General features: G+C 49.4%; 34 protein-coding genes. All 34 read right to left on the bottom strand.

Going from position 1 to position 20,250, the window contains the following annotated elements:
• Positions 1–133: 133 nt before the first annotated feature.
• The 34 genes from truA to fusA all read right to left on the bottom strand — a co-directional run bounded on the left by truA (position 134) and on the right by fusA (position 20,233).
• The gene (gene truA, locus FRY98_RS28245) at positions 134–937 is read right to left on the bottom strand and encodes a tRNA pseudouridine(38-40) synthase TruA (RefSeq protein WP_148458050.1); all 804 of its coding nucleotides are present in this window, start codon (positions 935–937) and stop codon (positions 134–136) included.
• 110 nt (positions 938–1,047) lie between these two features.
• On the bottom strand, positions 1,048–1,413 hold the full coding sequence (rplQ, locus tag FRY98_RS28240; RefSeq protein ID WP_114498952.1) for a 50S ribosomal protein L17: 366 nt from the start codon (positions 1,411–1,413) through the stop codon (positions 1,048–1,050).
• A 35-nt stretch (positions 1,414–1,448) separates the two neighbouring features.
• Complete coding sequence (locus FRY98_RS28235) at positions 1,449–2,393, bottom strand: DNA-directed RNA polymerase subunit alpha (protein ID WP_148458049.1); 945 nt, start codon at positions 2,391–2,393, stop codon at positions 1,449–1,451.
• 131 nt (positions 2,394–2,524) lie between these two features.
• A complete protein-coding gene (gene rpsK / locus FRY98_RS28230) occupies positions 2,525–2,920 on the bottom strand; it encodes a 30S ribosomal protein S11 (protein ID WP_018753969.1) in 396 nt (131 codons plus the stop codon).
• A gap of 19 nt (positions 2,921–2,939) precedes the next feature.
• Complete coding sequence (gene rpsM, locus FRY98_RS28225; protein ID WP_148458048.1) at positions 2,940–3,308, bottom strand: 30S ribosomal protein S13; 369 nt, start codon at positions 3,306–3,308, stop codon at positions 2,940–2,942.
• Between the two features lie 20 nt (positions 3,309–3,328).
• Positions 3,329–3,442, bottom strand: coding sequence for a 50S ribosomal protein L36 (rpmJ, locus tag FRY98_RS28220; protein WP_003333770.1), 114 nt, complete (start codon positions 3,440–3,442; stop codon positions 3,329–3,331).
• A gap of 270 nt (positions 3,443–3,712) precedes the next feature.
• Entirely contained in the window at positions 3,713–3,928 is a 216-nt protein-coding gene (gene infA / locus FRY98_RS28215) for a translation initiation factor IF-1 (protein ID WP_007132547.1), read from the bottom strand.
• Between the two features lie 2 nt (positions 3,929–3,930).
• Complete coding sequence (locus tag FRY98_RS28210) at positions 3,931–4,245, bottom strand: KOW domain-containing RNA-binding protein (RefSeq protein WP_148458047.1); 315 nt, start codon at positions 4,243–4,245, stop codon at positions 3,931–3,933.
• 3 nt (positions 4,246–4,248) lie between these two features.
• Complete coding sequence (gene map, locus FRY98_RS28205; RefSeq protein ID WP_148458046.1) at positions 4,249–5,001, bottom strand: type I methionyl aminopeptidase; 753 nt, start codon at positions 4,999–5,001, stop codon at positions 4,249–4,251.
• 5 nt (positions 5,002–5,006) lie between these two features.
• A complete protein-coding gene (locus FRY98_RS28200; RefSeq protein ID WP_148458045.1) occupies positions 5,007–5,651 on the bottom strand; it encodes an adenylate kinase in 645 nt (214 codons plus the stop codon).
• Between the two features lie 95 nt (positions 5,652–5,746).
• Positions 5,747–7,045: a preprotein translocase subunit SecY gene (gene secY / locus FRY98_RS28195; RefSeq protein ID WP_148458044.1), complete on the bottom strand. Its 1,299-nt coding sequence runs from the start codon at positions 7,043–7,045 to the stop codon at positions 5,747–5,749.
• Positions 7,045–7,485 (bottom strand): 50S ribosomal protein L15, encoded by a 441-nt coding sequence (gene rplO / locus FRY98_RS28190; protein ID WP_148458043.1) that lies wholly within the window; start codon positions 7,483–7,485, stop codon positions 7,045–7,047. The genes secY and rplO overlap by 1 nt, the downstream gene beginning before the upstream one ends.
• A gap of 108 nt (positions 7,486–7,593) precedes the next feature.
• Positions 7,594–7,779, bottom strand: a complete 186-nt coding sequence (gene rpmD, locus FRY98_RS28185; protein ID WP_148458042.1) for a 50S ribosomal protein L30 — start codon at positions 7,777–7,779, stop codon at positions 7,594–7,596.
• A gap of 12 nt (positions 7,780–7,791) precedes the next feature.
• Entirely contained in the window at positions 7,792–8,289 is a 498-nt protein-coding gene (gene rpsE / locus FRY98_RS28180; RefSeq protein WP_018753978.1) for a 30S ribosomal protein S5, read from the bottom strand.
• Positions 8,290–8,314: 25 nt separating this feature from the next.
• The gene (rplR, locus tag FRY98_RS28175) at positions 8,315–8,683 is read right to left on the bottom strand and encodes a 50S ribosomal protein L18 (protein WP_148458041.1); all 369 of its coding nucleotides are present in this window, start codon (positions 8,681–8,683) and stop codon (positions 8,315–8,317) included.
• Positions 8,684–8,766: 83 nt separating this feature from the next.
• Positions 8,767–9,309, bottom strand: coding sequence for a 50S ribosomal protein L6 (gene rplF / locus FRY98_RS28170; protein ID WP_148458040.1), 543 nt, complete (start codon positions 9,307–9,309; stop codon positions 8,767–8,769).
• 30 nt (positions 9,310–9,339) lie between these two features.
• On the bottom strand, positions 9,340–9,738 hold the full coding sequence (gene rpsH, locus FRY98_RS28165) for a 30S ribosomal protein S8 (RefSeq protein ID WP_148458039.1): 399 nt from the start codon (positions 9,736–9,738) through the stop codon (positions 9,340–9,342).
• A 31-nt stretch (positions 9,739–9,769) separates the two neighbouring features.
• A complete protein-coding gene (locus FRY98_RS28160) occupies positions 9,770–9,955 on the bottom strand; it encodes a type Z 30S ribosomal protein S14 (protein WP_009226651.1) in 186 nt (61 codons plus the stop codon).
• Positions 9,956–10,000: 45 nt separating this feature from the next.
• Positions 10,001–10,543 (bottom strand): 50S ribosomal protein L5, encoded by a 543-nt coding sequence (gene rplE / locus FRY98_RS28155; protein ID WP_148458038.1) that lies wholly within the window; start codon positions 10,541–10,543, stop codon positions 10,001–10,003.
• Positions 10,544–10,576: 33 nt separating this feature from the next.
• On the bottom strand, positions 10,577–10,930 hold the full coding sequence (rplX, locus tag FRY98_RS28150) for a 50S ribosomal protein L24 (RefSeq protein ID WP_211373384.1): 354 nt from the start codon (positions 10,928–10,930) through the stop codon (positions 10,577–10,579).
• An 84-nt stretch (positions 10,931–11,014) separates the two neighbouring features.
• Positions 11,015–11,383 (bottom strand): 50S ribosomal protein L14, encoded by a 369-nt coding sequence (gene rplN, locus FRY98_RS28145; RefSeq protein ID WP_148458037.1) that lies wholly within the window; start codon positions 11,381–11,383, stop codon positions 11,015–11,017.
• Between the two features lie 36 nt (positions 11,384–11,419).
• On the bottom strand, positions 11,420–11,686 hold the full coding sequence (gene rpsQ / locus FRY98_RS28140) for a 30S ribosomal protein S17 (protein WP_148458036.1): 267 nt from the start codon (positions 11,684–11,686) through the stop codon (positions 11,420–11,422).
• Between the two features lie 50 nt (positions 11,687–11,736).
• Positions 11,737–11,937 carry a 50S ribosomal protein L29 gene (rpmC, locus tag FRY98_RS28135; RefSeq protein ID WP_148458035.1) on the bottom strand — a complete coding sequence of 67 codons (201 nt, stop codon included), beginning with the start codon at positions 11,935–11,937 and terminating at the stop codon, positions 11,737–11,739.
• Positions 11,927–12,361, bottom strand: a complete 435-nt coding sequence (rplP, locus tag FRY98_RS28130; RefSeq protein WP_059040326.1) for a 50S ribosomal protein L16 — start codon at positions 12,359–12,361, stop codon at positions 11,927–11,929. Before rplP ends, rpmC begins: the two co-directional genes overlap by 11 nt.
• Before the next feature lie 2 nt (positions 12,362–12,363).
• Positions 12,364–13,032 (bottom strand): 30S ribosomal protein S3, encoded by a 669-nt coding sequence (rpsC, locus tag FRY98_RS28125; RefSeq protein WP_148458034.1) that lies wholly within the window; start codon positions 13,030–13,032, stop codon positions 12,364–12,366.
• Positions 13,033–13,045: 13 nt separating this feature from the next.
• The gene (gene rplV, locus FRY98_RS28120; protein WP_009226643.1) at positions 13,046–13,378 is read right to left on the bottom strand and encodes a 50S ribosomal protein L22; all 333 of its coding nucleotides are present in this window, start codon (positions 13,376–13,378) and stop codon (positions 13,046–13,048) included.
• Between the two features lie 34 nt (positions 13,379–13,412).
• Positions 13,413–13,691 carry a 30S ribosomal protein S19 gene (rpsS, locus tag FRY98_RS28115; protein WP_044482519.1) on the bottom strand — a complete coding sequence of 93 codons (279 nt, stop codon included), beginning with the start codon at positions 13,689–13,691 and terminating at the stop codon, positions 13,413–13,415.
• A gap of 76 nt (positions 13,692–13,767) precedes the next feature.
• The gene (gene rplB / locus FRY98_RS28110; RefSeq protein ID WP_148458033.1) at positions 13,768–14,598 is read right to left on the bottom strand and encodes a 50S ribosomal protein L2; all 831 of its coding nucleotides are present in this window, start codon (positions 14,596–14,598) and stop codon (positions 13,768–13,770) included.
• A gap of 28 nt (positions 14,599–14,626) precedes the next feature.
• Positions 14,627–14,917 (bottom strand): 50S ribosomal protein L23, encoded by a 291-nt coding sequence (rplW, locus tag FRY98_RS28105; RefSeq protein ID WP_148458032.1) that lies wholly within the window; start codon positions 14,915–14,917, stop codon positions 14,627–14,629.
• Positions 14,917–15,540 carry a 50S ribosomal protein L4 gene (gene rplD / locus FRY98_RS28100; protein WP_148458031.1) on the bottom strand — a complete coding sequence of 208 codons (624 nt, stop codon included), beginning with the start codon at positions 15,538–15,540 and terminating at the stop codon, positions 14,917–14,919. Before rplD ends, rplW begins: the two co-directional genes overlap by 1 nt.
• A 26-nt stretch (positions 15,541–15,566) precedes the next feature.
• On the bottom strand, positions 15,567–16,190 hold the full coding sequence (gene rplC / locus FRY98_RS28095; protein ID WP_148458030.1) for a 50S ribosomal protein L3: 624 nt from the start codon (positions 16,188–16,190) through the stop codon (positions 15,567–15,569).
• 43 nt (positions 16,191–16,233) lie between these two features.
• Complete coding sequence (gene rpsJ / locus FRY98_RS28090; protein ID WP_009226637.1) at positions 16,234–16,542, bottom strand: 30S ribosomal protein S10; 309 nt, start codon at positions 16,540–16,542, stop codon at positions 16,234–16,236.
• Between the two features lie 319 nt (positions 16,543–16,861).
• On the bottom strand, positions 16,862–18,052 hold the full coding sequence (gene tuf / locus FRY98_RS28085) for an elongation factor Tu (protein WP_148458029.1): 1,191 nt from the start codon (positions 18,050–18,052) through the stop codon (positions 16,862–16,864).
• Positions 18,053–18,154: 102 nt separating this feature from the next.
• On the bottom strand, positions 18,155–20,233 hold the full coding sequence (gene fusA, locus FRY98_RS28080; protein ID WP_148458028.1) for an elongation factor G: 2,079 nt from the start codon (positions 20,231–20,233) through the stop codon (positions 18,155–18,157).
• Positions 20,234–20,250: the final 17 nt, after the last annotated feature.

The raw sequence follows: 20,250 nt of genomic DNA, 5'->3' as shown, positions 1-20,250 counted from the left end.
GAAAGCTTGTAGCTTCTCCAGAATCATTTTACACTCTTGCCTATTGCTAATTCTTTAGTTCAACTTATATAGATGCTGTAGCATTCCGCTTTCGTATTGTTACGTATGAGAAGTTTAGGAGTTTCGTTAAAATTTAAGATTTCGCCGCAGAATCGGGAGCCTCCGCCAAGTCCTCATACTCTACACTCCAGAGCATGAGCCCTTTACTCTCCGCCGTCGGCCCCGCCGCGGCCCGATCCCTTGCCTCCAGAATGCTCTTCATCTCCTCCGGCTTCCGCTTCCCTTCCCCTACCTGAAGCAAAGTTCCTACGATGATTCGCACCATATGCTGCAAAAAACCGTTACCCGTCAGGTAGATATGAAGTATCCCCTGCTCATGGGTGCCGGCACCATCAAGGCCGTGGTCCACCTCGATCCGGGCTTCATAGATCGTTCTCACATGGCTCTGCTTGGTCGAGTGCCTGGAAGCGAATGAGGTAAAGTCATGCGTCCCCACCAGGTATTTCAACCCTTCCCGCATGGCCACCACATCCAAAGGCCCCGGATGATGAAGCTGGTATTGGCGGTTGAACACATCGAACACCCGGTTGCCGTTGATGCTGTACCGGTATGTTTTTCGTTTTGCGGACCGCCGGGAGTGAAACGACAGAGGCACCTCCACCGCCGACGTAATGCGGATATCGGAGGGGAGTCGTCCGTTCAGGGCATGGCGCCAGCGCTCCACCGGAATTTGCGAAGCCGTCGTAAAATGAAAGGTTTGGGCCCGGGCATGTACGCCTGCATCCGTTCTGCCGGAGCCGTGGATCTTCACGTCTTCCCCCGTCAAATGGCGAATGGCTTCCTCCAGATGATCCTGCACGGTATTTCCGCCAGGCTGGGTCTGAAAGCCAAAATAGTGGGTACCGTCATAACTTAGCGTCATCAGCAGATTGCGCATGCGGCAACCCCCTTCTTTGGAATACCTCACGGGCATAGAAAAACTCTCCGCAGCCAAGCCATATACGGCGAGTCTCAGAGAGTTTAACTGTGGTTGGGGATATCCCCGAATTACGCCCGGTCTACCAGTTCCAGATAAACCATAGGGGCGGAGTCGCCGCGGCGTGGTCCCAGTTTCAGGATACGGGTGTATCCGCCTGGACGCTCGGAATAGCGCGTAGCCAGCTCCGAGAACAGTTTTTGGATTGCGTCTTGCTCGCCGTCGATCGATTCGCGACGAACATAAGCAGCCACTTGACGACGGGCATGCAGATCACCGCGTTTTGCTTTAGTGATCAGCTTCTCGGCGATCGAACGAACTTCTTTCGCTTTGGCCTCAGTCGTTTGGATGCGCTCGTATAAGAACAGGTCGGTTACCAGGTCACGGAACAAAGCTTTACGCGCACTGGAATCGCGGCCCAACTTTTGGTATGCCATGAGTTTTCCCTCCTTCGCTAGAACGATTAAGCAGTCTATTCTTCCGTACGTAGACCCAAACCAAGTTCCTCAAGTTTCTCTTGAACTTCCTCCAAAGATTTACGCCCGAGATTCCGGACCTTCATCATATCTTCTTCGGTCTTGGTTGTGAGCTCTTGTACCGTATTGATACCGGCACGTTTGAGGCAGTTATAGGAGCGGACGGAAAGATCGAGCTCTTCAATCGTCATTTCAAGCACTTTCTCTTTCTTGTCTTCTTCCTTCTCGACCATGATTTCGGCGTCCTTCGCTTCATCCGTGAGTCCCACGAAGAGGAAGAGATGCTCGGTCAGAATCTTCGCACCGAGGCTTACCGCTTCTTCAGGTCTAATGCTGCCATCGGTCCATACTTCAAGCGTAAGCTTGTCGTAATTGGTCACTTGGCCAACACGTGTATTCTCTACAACGTAATTGACGCGAGCAATCGGGGTATAGATCGAATCGACGGGAATGACACCAATCGGTTGATCATCTCGTTTGTTCCGATCTGCCTGAACATAACCACGACCACGGCCGGCATAGATGCGCATGTGAAGTCTCGAACCCGGTTCCAGCGTTGCGATATGCAGATCCGGATTCAATATTTCGACATCGCTGTCCGCACGGATATCTCCTGCTGTGATGACCCCTTCGCCTTCAGCATCGATTTCGAGAATCTTCTCTTCATCGGAGTGAATTTTCAGCGAGAGAGCCTTCAGGTTCAGAATGATTTCCGTGACGTCCTCCATAACCCCCGGAATCGTCGCGAATTCATGCAGAACACCATCGATTTGGACCGAGGTTACCGCAGCACCCGGCAGAGAAGAGAGCAAAATCCGGCGAAGCGAGTTGCCCAGTGTGGTGCCATATCCACGCTCAAGTGGTTCTACTACAAATTTCCCATAGGTGCCTTCATCGTTAACTTCTACGGTCTCGATTTTCGGCTTTTCGATTTCTATCACGAAATTACCCCTCCTTCAAAACGTCGTTCCTTGAAAAACCGTCATGTTTACTGAAGTCTATCATGTAGTATGCCTAAACAACCATTGTTACCAAACGATGATGTTGTTATACCACACAAAAGGAAACTTCATTATACACGACGACGTTTCGGAGGACGGCATCCGTTATGAGGAATTGGAGTCACGTCTTTAATCATGTTTACTTCCAGGCCTGCAGCTTGCAAGGAGCGGATAGCGGCTTCACGACCGGCTCCAGGACCTTTAACCATAACTTCGACGCTCTTCATGCCATGTTCCATAGCCGCTTTCGCAGCGGATTCCGCAGCCATTTGAGCGGCGAACGGAGTGGATTTACGGGAACCTTTGAAACCAAGACCGCCGGAGCTGGCCCAGGAAATTGCGTTACCGTGCGGATCCGTAATTGTAACGATCGTGTTGTTGAAGGTGGAGCGGATATGTGCCACACCAGATTCAATGTTCTTACGGTCACGACGTTTCGTACGTACGACTTTTTTTGGTTTAGCCATTGTCTGTTATCCCCCCTTCTTATTTCTTCTTGTTCGCTACAGTACGACGAGGACCCTTACGAGTACGGGCATTCGTCTTAGTACGTTGTCCGCGAACCGGCAATCCGCGACGATGACGCACACCACGGTAGCAGCCGATTTCAATCAAACGTTTAATATTCAAGGAAATTTCACGACGCAGGTCACCTTCCACCTTGACCGTCTTGTCGATCGTTTCGCGTAGTTTGCTAACCTCATCTTCCGTCAAATCACGAACACGAGTGTCCGGATTGATGCCTGTTTCAGCCAGGATTTTCTGAGAAGTCGTTTTACCGATTCCGAAAATGTAAGTTAAGGCGATCTCAACGCGTTTATCACGTGGCAAATCCACACCAGCTATACGTGCCATTTTACGCTACACCCCCTTCTTTAACCTTGTTTTTGTTTGTGCTTCGGATTTTCGCAAATCACCATGACATTGCCTTTGCGACGAATGACTTTGCATTTTTCGCAAATGGGCTTTACAGAAGGTCTTACCTTCATGTTGATTACCTCCTAAAAGTTTTACGAATGTAAAACTGACTTCGAGAGCATTTGCTAAGTTTTGCGAAGCAAAACTCTCTTCGTAAGGATAAACTAAGTTTTACGGATGTAAAACTGACTTCGAGAGCATATGCCCAGCTTTGCGAAGCAAAACTCTCTTGCAAGGATGAACTATGAACTAAGTTTTACAGATGTAAAACGAATTTCTCAACTCATCGATTACTCAACCTGAATATCATAACACATATTTGTTCCAATTGGTATTGGAATCTATTTACGATACGTAATACGACCTTTAGTAAGGTCATAAGGGGACAATTGTACTACCACTTTGTCTCCCGTCAGAATCCGGATAAAGTGCATGCGCAGCTTCCCGGAAACGTGAGCGAGAATTTGATGTCCGTTCTCCAGCTCTACTCGAAAAGTAGCGTTCGGCAACGGTTCGATCACCGTACCTTCGACTTCAATGACATCTTCTTTGGCCACTGTCATTCTCCTTTCTCTTCAGCATTCGGTTTGGCGGATTCCATATAAACGTTCACGGCATGCCGCAATTTCCCGTTGGTGACCCGTCCGCTTTCCTGCAAACTATGAATGACCTCGCTGCTGATCATCGATTGAAGTTCAAGATGCTGTACATTTTTCCGCTTAGGCTGGTCAAACTTTCGTTTGTCCCCATCCGCGATCAGGACGAATCTCTCATCCACGATCCCGACGATGACATAAGCGGATCCGGCGTCTCTTCCCTTCAACGTTTTCACGATTTGCCCGATTTGAGGTTCCGGAAGCTGTTTCACTGCCATCACCTACGCATCCAGTTTTGTGAAAATTTCCAGACCATCCGAGGTTACCGCAACGGTATGCTCAAAATGAGCACACAATGAACCGTCCACTGTAACGACCGTCCAATCATCTTCCAGCGTTCTAACGTACCGCTTGCCGGCGTTGACCATCGGCTCGATGGCCAGGACCATGCCAGGCTTCAGCCGCGGCCCGCGGTCCGGGGTGCCGTAGTTAGGAATTTGCGGTTCTTCGTGCAGCTCGGAGCCGATGCCGTGACCGACATACTCCCGAACTACCGAGAAACCGGCATTTTCAATATGCTGCTGGATCGCATGCGAAATGGTATACAAGCGTACATCCGGTTTGACGAGCGCAAGACCGGCATACAGCGATCCTTCGGTGACTTCCAGAAGCCGCTGGGCTTCCTCCGAAATCGTACCGACCGGATAGGTCCAAGCCGAATCTCCGTGATATCCCCGGTACTCAGCGCCGATGTCAAGTGTGATGATGTCGCCCTCATTCAATTTGCGTTTGCCGGGAAATCCATGTACCAATTCTTCGTTGACCGAAGCGCAAATGCTGTAAGGAAAACCGTTATAACCTTTAAAAGACGGCACAGCGCCTTGACTGCGAATGAACTTGTCGGCGATTTGATCGAGTTCTCCGGTCGTAATCCCAGGCTCGATCGATTGCGCCATGAGCCTGTGCGTTTCCGCTACGATCCGCCCTGCTTCTCTCATAAAGCCCAGTTCCGTTTCGGATTTACAAATGATCATTACACCTAACCTCGCAGTATAGATACGATTTCTTTCGAAACCGTTCCAATTTCCTGTTCACCATCTACTTGACGCAGCAGGCCCTTATCTTCATAGAACGTGAGGAGAGGTGCCGTTTTGTTGATATATTCGTCGAGTCGAGTTCCCACGCTCTCTTCGTTATCGTCGGAACGCTGGTACAGCTCGCCGCCGCACTTATCACAAACACCTTCCTGAACAGGAGGATTAAAGATCACATGATAAGTGGATCCGCAAGATTTGCAAATGCGACGTCCCGTAAGACGCGCCAGCAGTTTGTTACGGTCCACCTTCAGGTTGATGACATGATCCAGTTTTCTACCTAATCCGCCGAGCAGTTCTTCCAGCGCTTCCGCTTGCGAAAGGGTTCTTGGAAATCCGTCCAATAAGAAACCTTTTTCGCAATCGGACTGCTGAAGACGCTCGCGAACGATACCGACCGTAACATCATCAGGCACCAGAAGCCCTTGATCCATGTATTCCTTCGCCTTGATCCCTACAGGCGTTTGCTGTTTGATCGCAAGGCGGAACGCATCACCGGTGGAGATGTGTGGAATGCCGAATTCATTGACGATGACCTCTGCTTGTGTTCCTTTTCCTGCTCCAGGAGGTCCCATGAATAGAATGTTCATGTCTATCACTCCCTCCAAGACTCACTGAACTGCAAAAACAGAACAATAGGCGCCAGGTGAGTTCTACTTGCGAGCTCGTCCCTGGAACCTATCGCTTACTTATTGATAAAACCTTTATAGTGGCGTTTGATCAATTGGCTTTCGATCGTCTTCATCGTATCCAGCGCAACGCCGATCACGATGAGGATCGAGGTGCCGCCGATTTGAACGGTACGCGGCAAATTAGCCAAAGCGCCAAGGCCTACCGGAAGAATCGAGATAGCCGCAAGGAAGATCGCTCCCGTCATCGTCAAACGGGTGAGCACCCGAGTGAGATACGTGGCGGTTGTTTTCCCCGGGCGAATCCCCGGAATGTATCCCCCGTTTTTCTTCATGTTATCCGCCATCTGCTGCGGGTTCATCTGTACGAATGTATAGAAGAACGTAAAGCCGATGATCATAATCACATAAAGCACCATACCGAGTGGACGGTCGTGGGACAAGTTACTGCTGATCCAGCGAGCCCAAGGCTGCGTCGCCCAGAAGCTGGCGATCACGACCGGGAACTGGAGGAGCGATACCGCAAAGATAACCGGAATCACGCCCGCTGCGTTAATCTTCAGCGGAATGTGAGTGTTCTGGCCACCGTACATTTTGTTACCTACCACCCGTTTGGCATATTGAACCGGAATTTTCCGGATCGCCTGCTGGATGTAGATAACCCCAATTACGATCAACACGAAAACGAGCACGATCGCAATCGACTTCACCACGTTCATGAAGGTTTGGCCTTCCACGATAAACTCCGACTGGGCAATCGATTGAATATGACCCGGAATCCCTGCAACGATCCCCGCAAAGATAATGAGCGAGATCCCGTTGCCGATCCCCTTCTCGGTGATTTGCTCACCAAGCCACATCAAGAACGACGTACCGGCCGTCAACACGATAGCAATGACCAGATAATCGGCGAAAGTGGCGTTAGGCACCATTTCGACATTATACATCCGGTTGAAGCCGATCGATGTCGCGAAGGCTTGAATGATCGCCAGGATGACCGTACCGTAACGGGTAACCTGGGCCATTTTCTTCTTGCCGTGTTCCCCTTGTTTCGCCCATTCCGCAAACTTCGGAATAACGTCCATGGAGAGCAGCTGAACGATAATGGACGCCGTGATGTACGGCATAATCCCGAGCGCAAAAATCGAGAAGTTATGAAGAGCGCCGCCCGAGAAAGTGTTCAAGAGCCCGAACAATTCGCTCCCTGCACCGTTCATGTTTTCAAAAACCGAAGCGTTAACGCCCGGAACCGGAACGAAAGATCCGATCCGGAAAATAATGAAAACGAACAAGGTGAAGAGAATTCGGTTGCGCAGGTCCTGAACGTGCCAAATGTTCTTCATGGTTTTAAACATTAGATCACCTCGGTTTTACCGCCGGCAGCCTCGATTTTCTCTACCGCAGATTGAGAGAACTTATTCGCTTTAACTGTCAGTTTGACAGTAACTTCACCGTTACCCAGAACCTTGATTCCGCTTTTCGCGTTCTTCACGATTCCTTGTTCAAACAACAGTTCAGGAGTTACTTCCGTACCCGCTGCAAAGCTGTTCAGTTCCTCGATGTTCACGATCGCGTACTCTTTCCGCGTAGGATTTGTAAATCCGCGTTTTGGCAAGCGACGATACAACGGGTTTTGACCGCCTTCGAAGCCCGGACGCACACCACCGCCGGAACGAGCGTTTTGACCTTTGTGACCACGCGTAGATGTTTTACCCATACCGCTACCAGTACCGCGGCCCACACGCTTACGCTCTTGGCGGGATCCTGGAGCTGGGGAGAGCTCATGTAACTTCATCGTTCGTTGCACCTCCTTATATATTGTTGGCATTTGAGCATCTCGATAATCCGATAGACGGATTATCTTGATCGACTCAAAGCGACGTTTCGCAGCTTGTGCTTGGAATTATTCCGCGATTTCTTGAACCGAAACCAGGTGGCTTACTTGATTCACCATGCCACGGATGGCCGGATTGTCGTTGTGAACCACGGATTGGTTAATTTTGCGAAGTCCCAAAGTTTTCACGGTAGTACGTTGGTTCTCCGGACGACCGATCAAACTACGCACGAGGGTAATTTGCAGTTTAGCCATGAGATTCCCTCCTTAACCGAGAAGTTCTTCGACGGATTTACCGCGTAATTTCGCAACATCCTCAGCGCGTTTCAGACGGGACAAGCCCTCCAGAGTCGCGTTGACCATGTTGATGGAATTCGAAGAACCTAAAGATTTTGTCAAAATGTCGCCAACGCCTGCCAGTTCGAGTACCGCACGAACAGGACCGCCAGCGATAACCCCGGTACCTTCGGATGCCGGTTTCAGAAGCACACGGCCAGCACCGAAATGACCAACTACTTGGTGAGGGATCGACGTTCCTACGAGTGGAACATGCACAAGATTTTTCTTAGCATCTTCAATTCCTTTGCGGATCGCATCAGGAACTTCGCCTGCTTTACCGATACCGGCGCCAACCCAGCCATTGCCGTCGCCGACAACCACGAGCGCGCTGAAGCTAAAACGGCGTCCGCCTTTAACTACTTTAGCTACGCGGTTAATGTTTACAACTCTTTCAGTCAGTTCTAAAGTGTTCGGATCTACACGCAAGTCGTTAACCTCCTTTTAAAATATTTTAGAATTCCAGGCCTGCTTCACGGGCTGCGTCAGCCAGTGCCTGAATCCGTCCATGGTACAGATATCCCCCGCGGTCGAATACTACGTTCTTAACGCCTTTGCCTTGAGCGCGTTTTGCGATCAATTCGCCAACCTTACGAGCGGATTCTACGTTACCGCCGTTGCCGATTTCACTGCTCAGCTCTTTGTCGATCGTCGAAGCGGATGCGATGGTCACACCTGCTACATCGTCGATCAGTTGAGCGTAGATATGTTTGGAAGAACGGTATACGTTAAGTCTTGGACGTTCAGCCGTTCCTTGGATTTTTTTCCGTACACGCAAATGTCTTTTCAGACGGGCTTTGTTCTTATCGCCTTTAGTAATCATGACTTCCATTTCACTCCCTTCGGTTTACCTTCACAAGCCGTTCCAATCAAGACGCCAAAAGGATGGGTCCGCTAAGAAGAGGTTTATTTCTTCTTACCGGCTTTACCTTCCTTACGAATGATGCGTTCGCCTTCGTACTTAATCCCTTTGCCTTTGTACGGCTCAGGTTCGCGCACGGAGCGAATTTTTGCAGCATATTCGCCTACGCGCTCTTTGTTGATCCCACTTACGACGATCTTCGTATTCGTAGGAACTTCAAATACGATGCCCGGTTCCGGAGTGATTTCTACCGGATGGGAGTATCCCACGTTAAGAACCAGTTTCTCGCCGGATTTGCTTGCGCGGTAACCGACGCCAACCAGTTCGAGGGATTTGGAGAAACCTTCGGTTACTCCGCTCACCATGTTGCTCACTACACTGCGGGTCGTGCCGTGCAGGGAACGATGCAATTTGTTGTCAGAAGGACGTTCCACGAGGATTTGGTTGTCTTCAACCGAAACCTTGATGTCCTTATGAAGTTCACGGGTCAAAGTACCTTTCGGTCCTTTTACCGTAATGACGCTATTATCAAGTGTGACATCCACACCACTTGGTACTGTAATTGGTTTGCGACCAATACGAGACATTTGCTGCACCTCCTTGTTTTGTGACGTTAATTACCAAACGTAGCAGACAACTTCGCCGCCGGCTTTCGCCTGACGAGCTTCCTTGTCGGTCATGACTCCCTTGGAAGTGGAGATAATCGCGATACCCAGTCCGCCGAGAACACGAGGAACTTCGTTGCTCTTCGTGTAAACGCGAAGGCCTGGCTTACTGATTCTCTTAAGTCCGGAGATGACGCGTTCGTTGTTCGGGCCGTATTTCAGGAAAATACGAATGAGCCCTTGTTTGTTATCTTCGATATATTCTGCGTCACGGATGAAACCTTCACGCTTCAGGATTTCAGCGATTTGTTTCTTGATCGAGGACGCAGGCAGTTCTACTGTTTCGTGGCGAACCGTGTTCGCGTTACGAATACGAGTAAGCATATCTGCAATTGGATCTGACATAGTCATACGTGTAAACCTCCTTCCCGTTGTTGATGGATTACCAGCTTGCTTTTTTCACGCCAGGAATCTGGCCTTTATAAGCTAATTCACGGAAACAAATTCTGCAAATTTTGTACTTTTGCAATACCGAATGTGGACGACCGCAACGCTCGCAACGGGTGTAAGCCCGTACTTTGAATTTCGGAGTGCGTTGCTGTTTAACTTTCATCGAAGTTTTTGCCACTTAGCCTGACACCTCCTAGATAGTTTCGGAGAATAGAAACAATGCTTACTTCGCAAAAGGCATTCCGAGTCCGGCCAGCAGTTCGCGGGACTCTTCGTCGGTTTTTGCCGTCGTTACGATAACGATGTCCATACCGCGTACCTTGTCAACTTTATCGTACTCGATTTCAGGGAAGATCAATTGTTCCTTGAGACCGAGCGTGTAGTTACCGCGTCCGTCGAACGCTTTCGTCGATACCCCGTGGAAGTCACGGACACGCGGAAGCGTAACGTTGAACAGCTTGTCGAGGAAATAGTACATGCGCTCGCCGCGAAGGGTTACCTTCACACCGATCGGCATGTTCTCACGGAGTTTGAAGCCTGCGATCGACTTCTTCGCGCGAGTGATAACCGGTTTTTGTCCGGCGATCAGCTGCATGTCGTTTACCGCAGAATCCAGCACCTTCGAGTTGGCTACGGCGTCACCCACACCCATGTTGATAACGACCTTCTCGATTTTAGGCACTTGCATAACTGTTGTATAGTTGAATTTTTGAATCAAAGCAGGTGTTACTTCGTTCAAAAAGCGTTCTTTCAATCTTGCTGCCATGAATCATGGACCTCCTTTCTTAACATTCGTGGATTAGTCGATTACTTCTCCGGATCTCTTTGCAACACGAACCTTTTTGCCGTTGTCCAATACTTTGTAACCGATACGGGTTACTTTTCCGCTCTTCGGATCAACATGCATGACGTTCGATACGTGAATCGGAGCTTCTTTCTCGATAATGCCGCCTTGCGGGTTCAGTTGGTTCGGCTTTTGGTGTTTCTTCACCATGTTCACGCCTTCCACCAACACGCGGTTTTCACGAGGGTAAGCGGCGATAACGCGGCCTTTCTTACCTTTGTCCTTACCGGAGATCACGATGACCGTATCGTCCTTTTTCACGTGCAATTTATTGTTATGGGATTCCAGAACTTTTTTCAATCTAGGCATTCTTTACACCTCCTGTTAATCGGGGTCCCCGAAAAGTATTCGGAGTCAGCTTCCAGCCTGAAGCTTCACTTTTTGGGGTGTTGATTAGATGACTTCCGGAGCCAAGGAAACGATCTTCATGAAGTCTCTGTCGCGAAGTTCGCGAGCGACTGGTCCGAAAATACGAGTACCGCGCGGGCTCTTGTCTTCCTTAACTACAACCGCTGCGTTTTCGTCGAAAGCGATGTAAGAACCGTCTTTACGGCGTACGGAACGTTTTGTACGAACAACAACCGCTCTGACAACGTCACCCTTTTTGACAACGCCGCCTGGTGTTGCTTGTTTTACAGAACAAACGATCAAATCGCCGATTTGCGCCGTACGACGACCGGTACCGCCCAGAACACGGATACACATCAATTCCTTCGCGCCGGAGTTATCCGCAACTTGCAAACGTGTAAATGGTTGAATCATGGATATGTCCTCCTTTCGGTCTAAGCTATCCTGCTATCAGATAATAACCGCTTTTTCAACAACTTCGACCAGTCTCCAACGTTTGTCTTTCGACAACGGACGAGTCTCAGCGATCTTAACAGTGTCACCGATTTTCGCAGTGTTATTTTCATCATGCGCTTTAAATTTCTTCGTGTATTTAATGCGCTTGTGGTACAAGTCATGCTTCTTGTAAGTTTCCACAGCTACAACGATGGTTTTATCCATTTTGTCGCTGACGACTTTACCAATTTGCACTTTACGGCTATTGCGTTCTTCGCTCATGGTTAGCCTCCTTCCTGGACTTAGGCGCTTCGCATACGCTATGCGCATTCTTAACTGGTGATCCCGAGTTCTCTTTCACGTAATACGGTTTTAGCACGAGCTATTTCCTTACGCACGTCACGAATCCGAGTCGGGTTATCGAGCTGGCCCGTAGCCAATTGAAAACGAAGGTTAAAAAGTTCTTCTTTAAAACCTGCGACTTTTTGTTCGATTTCAGCAGTGGTTAAGTTGCGAAGTTCATTAGCTTTCATTTGCTTCACCACCCAATTCTTCACGTTTCACAAACTTCGTTTTGATCGGCAGTTTGTGGGCGGCGAGACGCATAGCTTCACGCGCGATTTCCTCCGAAACACCGGCAAGCTCAAACATGATTTTGCCAGGCTTCACAACTGCGACCCATTTTTCTACGTTACCTTTACCGCTACCCATCCGGACTTCAAGAGGCTTTTGAGTAATCGGTTTGTCAGGGAAAATCTTAATCCATACTTTACCGCCACGCTTGATGTAACGCGTCATTGCAATACGCGCCGCTTCGATTTGACGGTTCGTGATCCAAGTCGGCTCCAGAGCCTGAAGGCCGTATTCACCGAAGTTGAGTTCAGTGCCGCCTTTTGCTTGGCCTCTCATATTACCGCGTTGTTGCTTGCGGTGTTTTACACGTTTTGGTACCAACATGATTAGTTGCCTCCTTCCTGAGCAGCTTGTTGTTTCTTAGCCGTAGGAAGAACCTCTCCACGATAGATCCATACTTTTACGCCGATGCGGCCATAAGTCGTATGCGCTTCTGCCGTACCGTAGTCGATGTCGGCGCGGAGCGTATGAAGTGGAACAGTTCCTTCACTGTAGCCTTCCGAACGAGCAATTTCAGCACCGCCAAGACGGCCGCTAACTGCTGTTTTAATCCCTTTCGCTCCCGAACGCATCGTTCTTTGAATCGCTTGTTTCAGTGCACGACGGAAAGAAACGCGACGTTCCAATTGTTGTGCAATGCTTTCTGCGACAAGAATCGCGTCAAGATCAGGGTGTTTGATTTCAGAAATGTTGATGTGAACTTTTTTGCCGCCTGCGATTTTCGTAATTTCGCCCCGCAGGTTTTCAACCTCCGAACCACCTTTACCGATAACCATACCTGGTTTCGCAGTGTGGATCGTTACGTTCACGCGATTAGCCGCTCTCTCGATTTCAATGCGAGATACCGCGGAGTCTTTCAGTTTGTTCTTCAGGTGTTCACGAATTTTTACGTCTTCCAGCAAAAGATCGCCGAAATCTTTGCCTGCGTACCATTTGGATTCCCAATCACGGATAATCCCTACTCGTAGTCCGACCGGATTTACCTTTTGGCCCACACGTTTTCCCTCCTTATTTTTCGGATACCACCAAAGTGATGTGGCTGGTGCGTTTGTTGATCCGGCTTGCACGTCCCATTGCGCGAGGGCGGAAACGTTTCATTGTCGGACCTTGGTTTACGTAAGCTTGCGTAATAACCAATTTATTTACATCCATAGAATAGTTGTGTTCAGCATTGGCGATCGCCGAGTTCAAAAGCTTCTCCACAATCGGGGAAGCCGCCTTTGGCGTATGGCGGAGAATCGCGATAGCATCGCCAACTTGCTTGCCGCGGATCAAGTCAACCACCAGTTGAGCTTTCCGTGGGGCAATGCGGATAGACCTTGCATGTGCTTTAGCTTCCATGTGTGTTACCTCCTCTCAAACGAAGAACTTATGATTAACGTCTCGTTTTCTTATCGTCGTCCGTATGACCTTTATAGGTACGGGTTGGAGCGAATTCGCCCAATTTGTGTCCCACCATATCCTCGGTTACATAAACCGGAACATGCTTGCGGCCGTCGTATACACCGAACGTGTGGCCAATGAATTGCGGGAAGATTGTGGAACGACGGGACCAAGTTTTGATCACGACTTTCTTGTTCGAAGCGTTCACTTCTTCCACTTTCTTGAGAAGGTAACCATCAATAAATGGACCTTTTTTCAGACTGCGACTCATTTGTTTATCCTCCCTTCGTTACGCTGCTTGTTTCCTTATGACATTCACGACCGTGAAGTGATCCGCTAAACGCGGATTACTTCGTGCGGCGGCGAACGATATATTTATCAGAAGCTTTGCCCTTCTTACGCGTCTTGTAACCCAGGGTCGGTTTGCCCCAAGGAGACAATGGCGATTTACGACCGATCGGAGCGCGACCTTCACCACCACCGTGAGGGTGATCGTTCGGGTTCATGACGACACCGCGCACTTCAGGACGTTGTCCCAACCAGCGGCTGCGGCCCGCTTTACCGATTTTCACAAGCTCGTGGTCTCCGTTGCCTACAGCGCCGATAGTAGCGCGGCAAACCTTCAGAACCTTACGAACTTCGCCAGAGGACAGGCGGATCGTTACATACTTCTCTTCTTTACCCAGCAATTGCGCTTCGGTACCGGCGGCGCGAACCAATTGTCCGCCTTTGCCAGGCTTCAGCTCAATGTTGTGGATAACGGTACCTACCGGGATGTTCTCGAGCGGCATAGCGTTACCGATTTTGATGTCGGAGCCCACGCCGGATTCGATCACGTCGCCTACTTTCAGACCTTTAGGAGCCAGAATGTAGCGTTTCTCACCGTCGGCATAGTGGATCAAGGCGATGTTGGAAGTCCGGTTCGGGTCATACTCGATCGTAGCAACGCGGCCTGGAATTCCATCCTTGTTCCGTTTGAAGTCGATGATGCGGTATTTACGTTTATGTCCACCACCATGGTGACGAACCGTAATTTTACCTTGGTTGTTGCGGCCGGCCGTTTTGCTCAGCGGAGCCAACAACGATTTTTCCGGTTTATCCGTAGTGATTTCTTCGAACGTCGACACGGACATGCCGCGTCTTGCCGGAGATGTCGGTTTATACTTTTTGATAGGCACTAGATTTCCCTCCTTACTTTAGACGATTTTATACCGATTCAAAAAACTCAAGCGGCTTGCTGCCTTCCGCCAAAGTAACGAACGCTTTCTTCCATTCCGGAGTATATCCGAAGTGGCGTCCGTAACGTTTCGGCTTAGCAGGAACACGCAGGGTATTCACATTGCTCACTTTTACATTAAAGATCGCTTCAATAGCTTTCTTGATTTCGGTTTTGTTGGCGCGGATATCCACTTCAAACACATATTTCAGGTCTTCCATGTATCCAGCCGTACGTTCCGTAATCACCGGACGCTTGATAATATCACGAGGATCTTTCATTACGCGAGCACCTCCTCTACCTTCTGAACTGCTTCTTTCGTAATGATCAGTTTGTCGTGCGTCAGCACGTCAAGAACATTAATGCCGTCAGCTGCTACGAACTTCACGCCTGGAATGTTGCGAGCGGAAAGCGCCACATTGTCGTCGTAAGCTGGTGCCACAACGAGAGCTTTGCGATCCACTTTCAGGTTGTTCAGAATCGCCGCGAACTCTTTGGTCTTAGGAGCGTTCAGGCTCAAAGCATCAAGTACGATGATATCCTGATCGATCACTTTCGAGGAAAGAGCCGATTTGATCGCCAAACGACGTACTTTCTTCGGCAATTTGAAAGAATAACTGCGCGGAGTCGGTCCGAATACCGTACCGCCGCCTACCCATTGCGGAGAACGGATGGAGCCTTGACGAGCACGACCTGTACCTTTTTGTTTCCAAGGCTTACGGCCGCCGCCACGAACTTCAGAACGTCCTTTTACTTTATGAGTACCCGCACGCAGGGAAGCACGCTGCATAACTACTGCATCATGAAGAACATGAACGTTCGGCTCGATACCGAATACCGCGTCATTCAGCTCAACTTCGCCCACCTGGCTACCACTGACATTAAAAAGTGCTACTTTTGGCATTTGTTGTTCCTCCTTTCTTCGTTCGATTATTTCTTCACCGTTTGTTTGATTTTTACAAAGCTGTTTTTAGGACCCGGGATCGAACCTTTAACGAGCAGAACATTGCGTTCAGCATCCACGCGAACCACTTCAAGGTTCTGGATCGTAACGGTTTCGCTACCCATGTGCCCTGGAAGGCGTTTGCCTTTAGGAACGCGGTTCGCTTGAATCGAACCCATGGAACCTGGTCTACGATGATAACGGGAACCGTGAGCCATAGGGCCGCGGCTTTGTCCCCAGCGTTTGATAACGCCTTGGAACCCTTTACCCTTCGAAATACCAGTTACGTCAACAAATTCGCCCTCTGCAAAAATATCGACTTTGACCTCTTGGCCAACTTCGTATCCTGCCAGATCAACACCGCGAATTTCGCGAACGTAGCGCTTAGGCGTTGTGTTTGCCTTTTTCGCATGACCTGCTTCAGGCTTGTTGGATCTGGATTCCTTTTTATCGGAGTAACCGATTTGAATCGCTTCATAACCGTCATTCTCCAGATCTTTCTTCTGCAAAACAACATTACCGCTAGCCTCAATAACCGTTACGGGAATAACATTCCCTTCCGGAGTAAACACTTGAGTCATTCCAAGCTTTTTCCCTAAGATACCTTTCATGTTGACACCTCTTTTCCTTTCCTATTTCAACGCTTAATTGGAATTACAATTTGATTTCGATATCTACACCGGACGGCAGGTCCAAGCGCATCAAGGCATCCACAGTTTGTGGAGTCGGGTTCACAATGTCGATCAGACGTTTGTGCGTCCGTTGTTCGAATTGTTCCCGGGAATCCTTGTACTTGTGTACCGCACGGAGAATAGTAATCACTTGTTTTTCAGTCGGCAGCGGAATCGGCCCGGAAACACCGGCACCCGAACGTTTTGCCGTTTCAACGATCTTCTCTGCGGATTGATCAAGAATTCTGTGGTCGTAAGCTTTCAAACGAATACGAATTTTTTGCTTTGCCATTTTAGTCCCTCCTTCTATCGCCCAATTTGGTATCGGACATACTCCGTGAAAATTTTCTGACCGCCCTCCCATGGCAAAGGGGCCGGGTGTGTCAGTAACCTCTCACATCATCGCAACGTCACAGAACAACATTCATTATTATATAGAAAAGCCCGGCGCATTGCAAGCATAAACTATAAAGAATTATTCTGAATTTTCTTTCCTTTAAAAGGAGGTCGATTTACGGTGTGGGGTCACTTCAAGGAATGCTCATTCCCTCTATATCACATATAAAAAAGATCCGCCCTAAAGGACGGATCTCCAAGCAGCAAGTGCTTTATTATTTGCTGATGGTAACAACTGCGCCGGAACCAACGGTACGGCCGCCTTCACGGATGGAGAAGCGAGTTCCTTCTTCGATCGCGATTGGGCTGATCAGTTGTACAGTAACTTCGATGTTGTCGCCAGGCATAACCATTTCAGTACCTTCTGGCAGGTTGATGATACCTGTTACGTCAGTTGTACGGAAATAGAATTGAGGACGGTAGCCGGAGAAGAAAGGCTTATGACGTCCACCTTCTTCTTTAGTCAATACGTATACTTGAGCGGAGAACTCAGTATGCGGATTAACGGAAGCTGGCTTAGCCAATACTTGACCGCGCTCGATTTCTTTACGGTCTACACCACGGAGCAATGCACCGATGTTGTCGCCCGCTTCAGCGGAATCCAGCAATTTACGGAACATTTCAACGCCCGTAACAACGGATTTCTTAGTTTCTTCGCGGATACCCACGATTTCGATCTCGTCGCCGACTTTAACAGTACCGCGTTCTACACGGCCTGTAGCAACCGTACCACGACCTGTGATCGAGAACACGTCCTCGACAGGCATCAGGAACGGTTTGTCCACTGGACGCTCTGGAAGCGGAATGTACTCGTCGATGATTTCGAACATTTCAACGATTTTCTTAGCCCAGTCGCCGTCAGGGTTGTTGAGGGCTTCACGAGCGGAACCGCGAATGATCGGAGTGTCGTCGCCTGGGAACTCATATTCGTTGAGCAGGTCACGCACTTCCATTTCAACCAATTCGATGAGCTCTTCGTCTTCAACCATGTCGCATTTGTTCAAGAATACAACGATGTAAGGTACGCCTACGTTACGGGACAACAGGATGTGTTCGCGAGTTTGCGGCATTGGGCCGTCAGCTGCGGATACAACCAGGATTGCGCCGTCCATTTGAGCCGCGCCGGTGATCATGTTTTTAACATAGTCGGCGTGCCCTGGGCAGTCAACGTGTGCATAGTGACGGTTGTTTGTTTCATACTCAACGTGTGCCGTCGAGATCGTGATACCGCGCTCGCGCTCTTCTGGTGCTTTGTCGATTTGGTCGAATGCTACGGCAGCACCGCCATATGTTTTGGACAATACAGTCGTGATGGCTGCAGTCAGAGTTGTTTTACCATGGTCAACGTGACCGATTGTACCGATGTTAACGTGCGGTTTTGTACGTTCGTATTTAGCCTTTGCCATTTTAAACATTTCCTCCTTAAAATATGGATTGTTATGTTGGACTAACCAGGGAATCCTTCCCCCTTACGGGCTGCAGGAGACCCCGGCTAGCAGATACTGAATTTACTCTCCGCCCTTATGTTTGGACACGATTTCTTCAGCGATCGTTCTTGGAACTTCTTCATAGTGAGAGATTTCCATCGAGAACACGCCGCGTCCTTGCGTACCGGAACGAAGGGTTGTCGAGTAACCGAACATTTCGGAGAGAGGCACTTTTGCACGGATAATTTGCGCTCCGCCACGGGAATCCATACCTTCGATCCGTCCACGGCGGGAGTTCAGCATACCCATAACGTCGCCCATGTACTCTTCAGGAACCGTTACTTCGACTTTCATGATCGGCTCAAGCAGAACCGGTTGACATTTTTCCTTAGCCGCTTTAAGGGCCATGGAACCAGCGATCTTAAACGCCATTTCACTGGAGTCAACATCATGGTAGGAACCGTCGACGATGGTCGCCTTAACGTCTACCAATGGGAAGCCTGCAAGGACACCATTTTTCATGGCTTCTTCAATACCTTGCTGAGCTGGAGCAATGTATTCTCTCGGTACGGAACCGCCGACGATCTTGCTTTCGAACTGGTTGCCGCTACCCGGTTCCAAAGGTTCGAACTCAACCCAGACGTGACCGTATTGACCACGACCACCGGACTGACGAACGAATTTACCTTCAACGCGAGCAGGCGCCTTGAATGTTTCGCGATAAGCAACTTGAGGTTTACCAACATTCGTCTCAACCTTGAATTCACGGCGCATCCGGTCGATGATGATATCGAGGTGAAGCTCACCCATACCCGCAAGGATCGTTTGGCCAGTCTCTTCATTAGTCGAAGCACGAAGCGTCGGGTCTTCCTCGGTCAATTTACCGAGAGCGACACTCATCTTATCTTGGTCGGCTTTGGTTTTAGGCTCAACCGCGATTTCGATAACCGGTTCAGGGAAGTTCATCGATTCAAGAATAACCGGTGCCTTCTCATCACACAGTGTATCACCTGTGCCCGTATCTTTCAAACCGACGGCTGCCGCGATATCACCGGAGTAAACTTCAGTGATTTCTTGACGGCTGTTGGCGTGCATTTGCAGGATACGGCCGATCCGTTCGCGTTTGCCTTTCGTTGCGTTCAATACGTAAGAACCGGATTGCAAAATACCGGAGTATACGCGGAAGAACGTCAGTTTACCAACATAAGGGTCCGTCATGATTTTAAATGCAAGCGCTGCGAACGGCTCTTCGTCGGAAGAGTGGCGTTCCACTTCGGTACCGTCTTCCAAGTGACCTTGGATGGAAGGTACGTCGACCGGCGCAGGCAGGTAATCGATGACGGCATCCAGCATCAGCTGAATCCCTTTGTTACGGTAAGAGGAACCGCAAACGACAGGGAAGATCTTAACTTCGCAAACGCCTTTGCGCAGTGCGGCTTTCAGTTCTTCAACGGTGATTTCCTCGCCCTCGAGGTATTTCATCGTCAAATCTTCGTCCAGCTCGGCAACCTTCTCAATCAGTTCAGCACGCAGTTCTTCAACCTTATCAGCCAAATCGGCTGGAATTTCGGCTTCTTCGATGTTTTGACCCAAGTCGTCTTTGTACATGTACGCTTTTTGGGCGATGATGTCGATAATGCCGACAAAATCACTTTCCGCACCGATCGGCAGTTGGATGGCAACTGCGTTCGCTTGCAGACGATCGCGCATGTCATTGACAACGTTCAGGTAGTCCGCACCGATGATATCCATTTTGTTAACATAAGCGATCCGAGGAACGCCGTAACGGTCAGCCTGTCTCCAAACGGTTTCAGATTGTGGCTCAACGCCTTCTTTCGCACTGAAAACGCCTACTGCCCCGTCCAATACACGCAGGGAGCGTTCAACTTCAACGGTGAAGTCAACGTGCCCCGGGGTATCGATGATATTAACGCGGTGGCCCTTCCATTGAGCGGTCGTAGCAGCGGACGTAATCGTGATACCGCGCTCTTGCTCCTGTTCCATCCAGTCCATCGTAGCAGCACCTTCGTGAACTTCCCCGATTTTGTGCGTACGGCCTGTGTAGAACAAGATACGTTCCGTCGTGGTCGTTTTACCGGCGTCAATATGCGCCATGATCCCGATATTACGTGTATTTTTCAAGGAGAACTCTCTTGCCATGAATCTGTCTCCCTTCA

The sequence above is a fragment of the Paenibacillus faecis genome (assembly GCF_008084145.1).
Classification (GTDB): Bacteria; Bacillota; Bacilli; order Paenibacillales; family Paenibacillaceae; genus Fontibacillus; species Fontibacillus faecis.
Note: the sequence above shows the minus strand (reverse complement) of the source record. Positions and strands in the feature narration are given on the sequence as shown.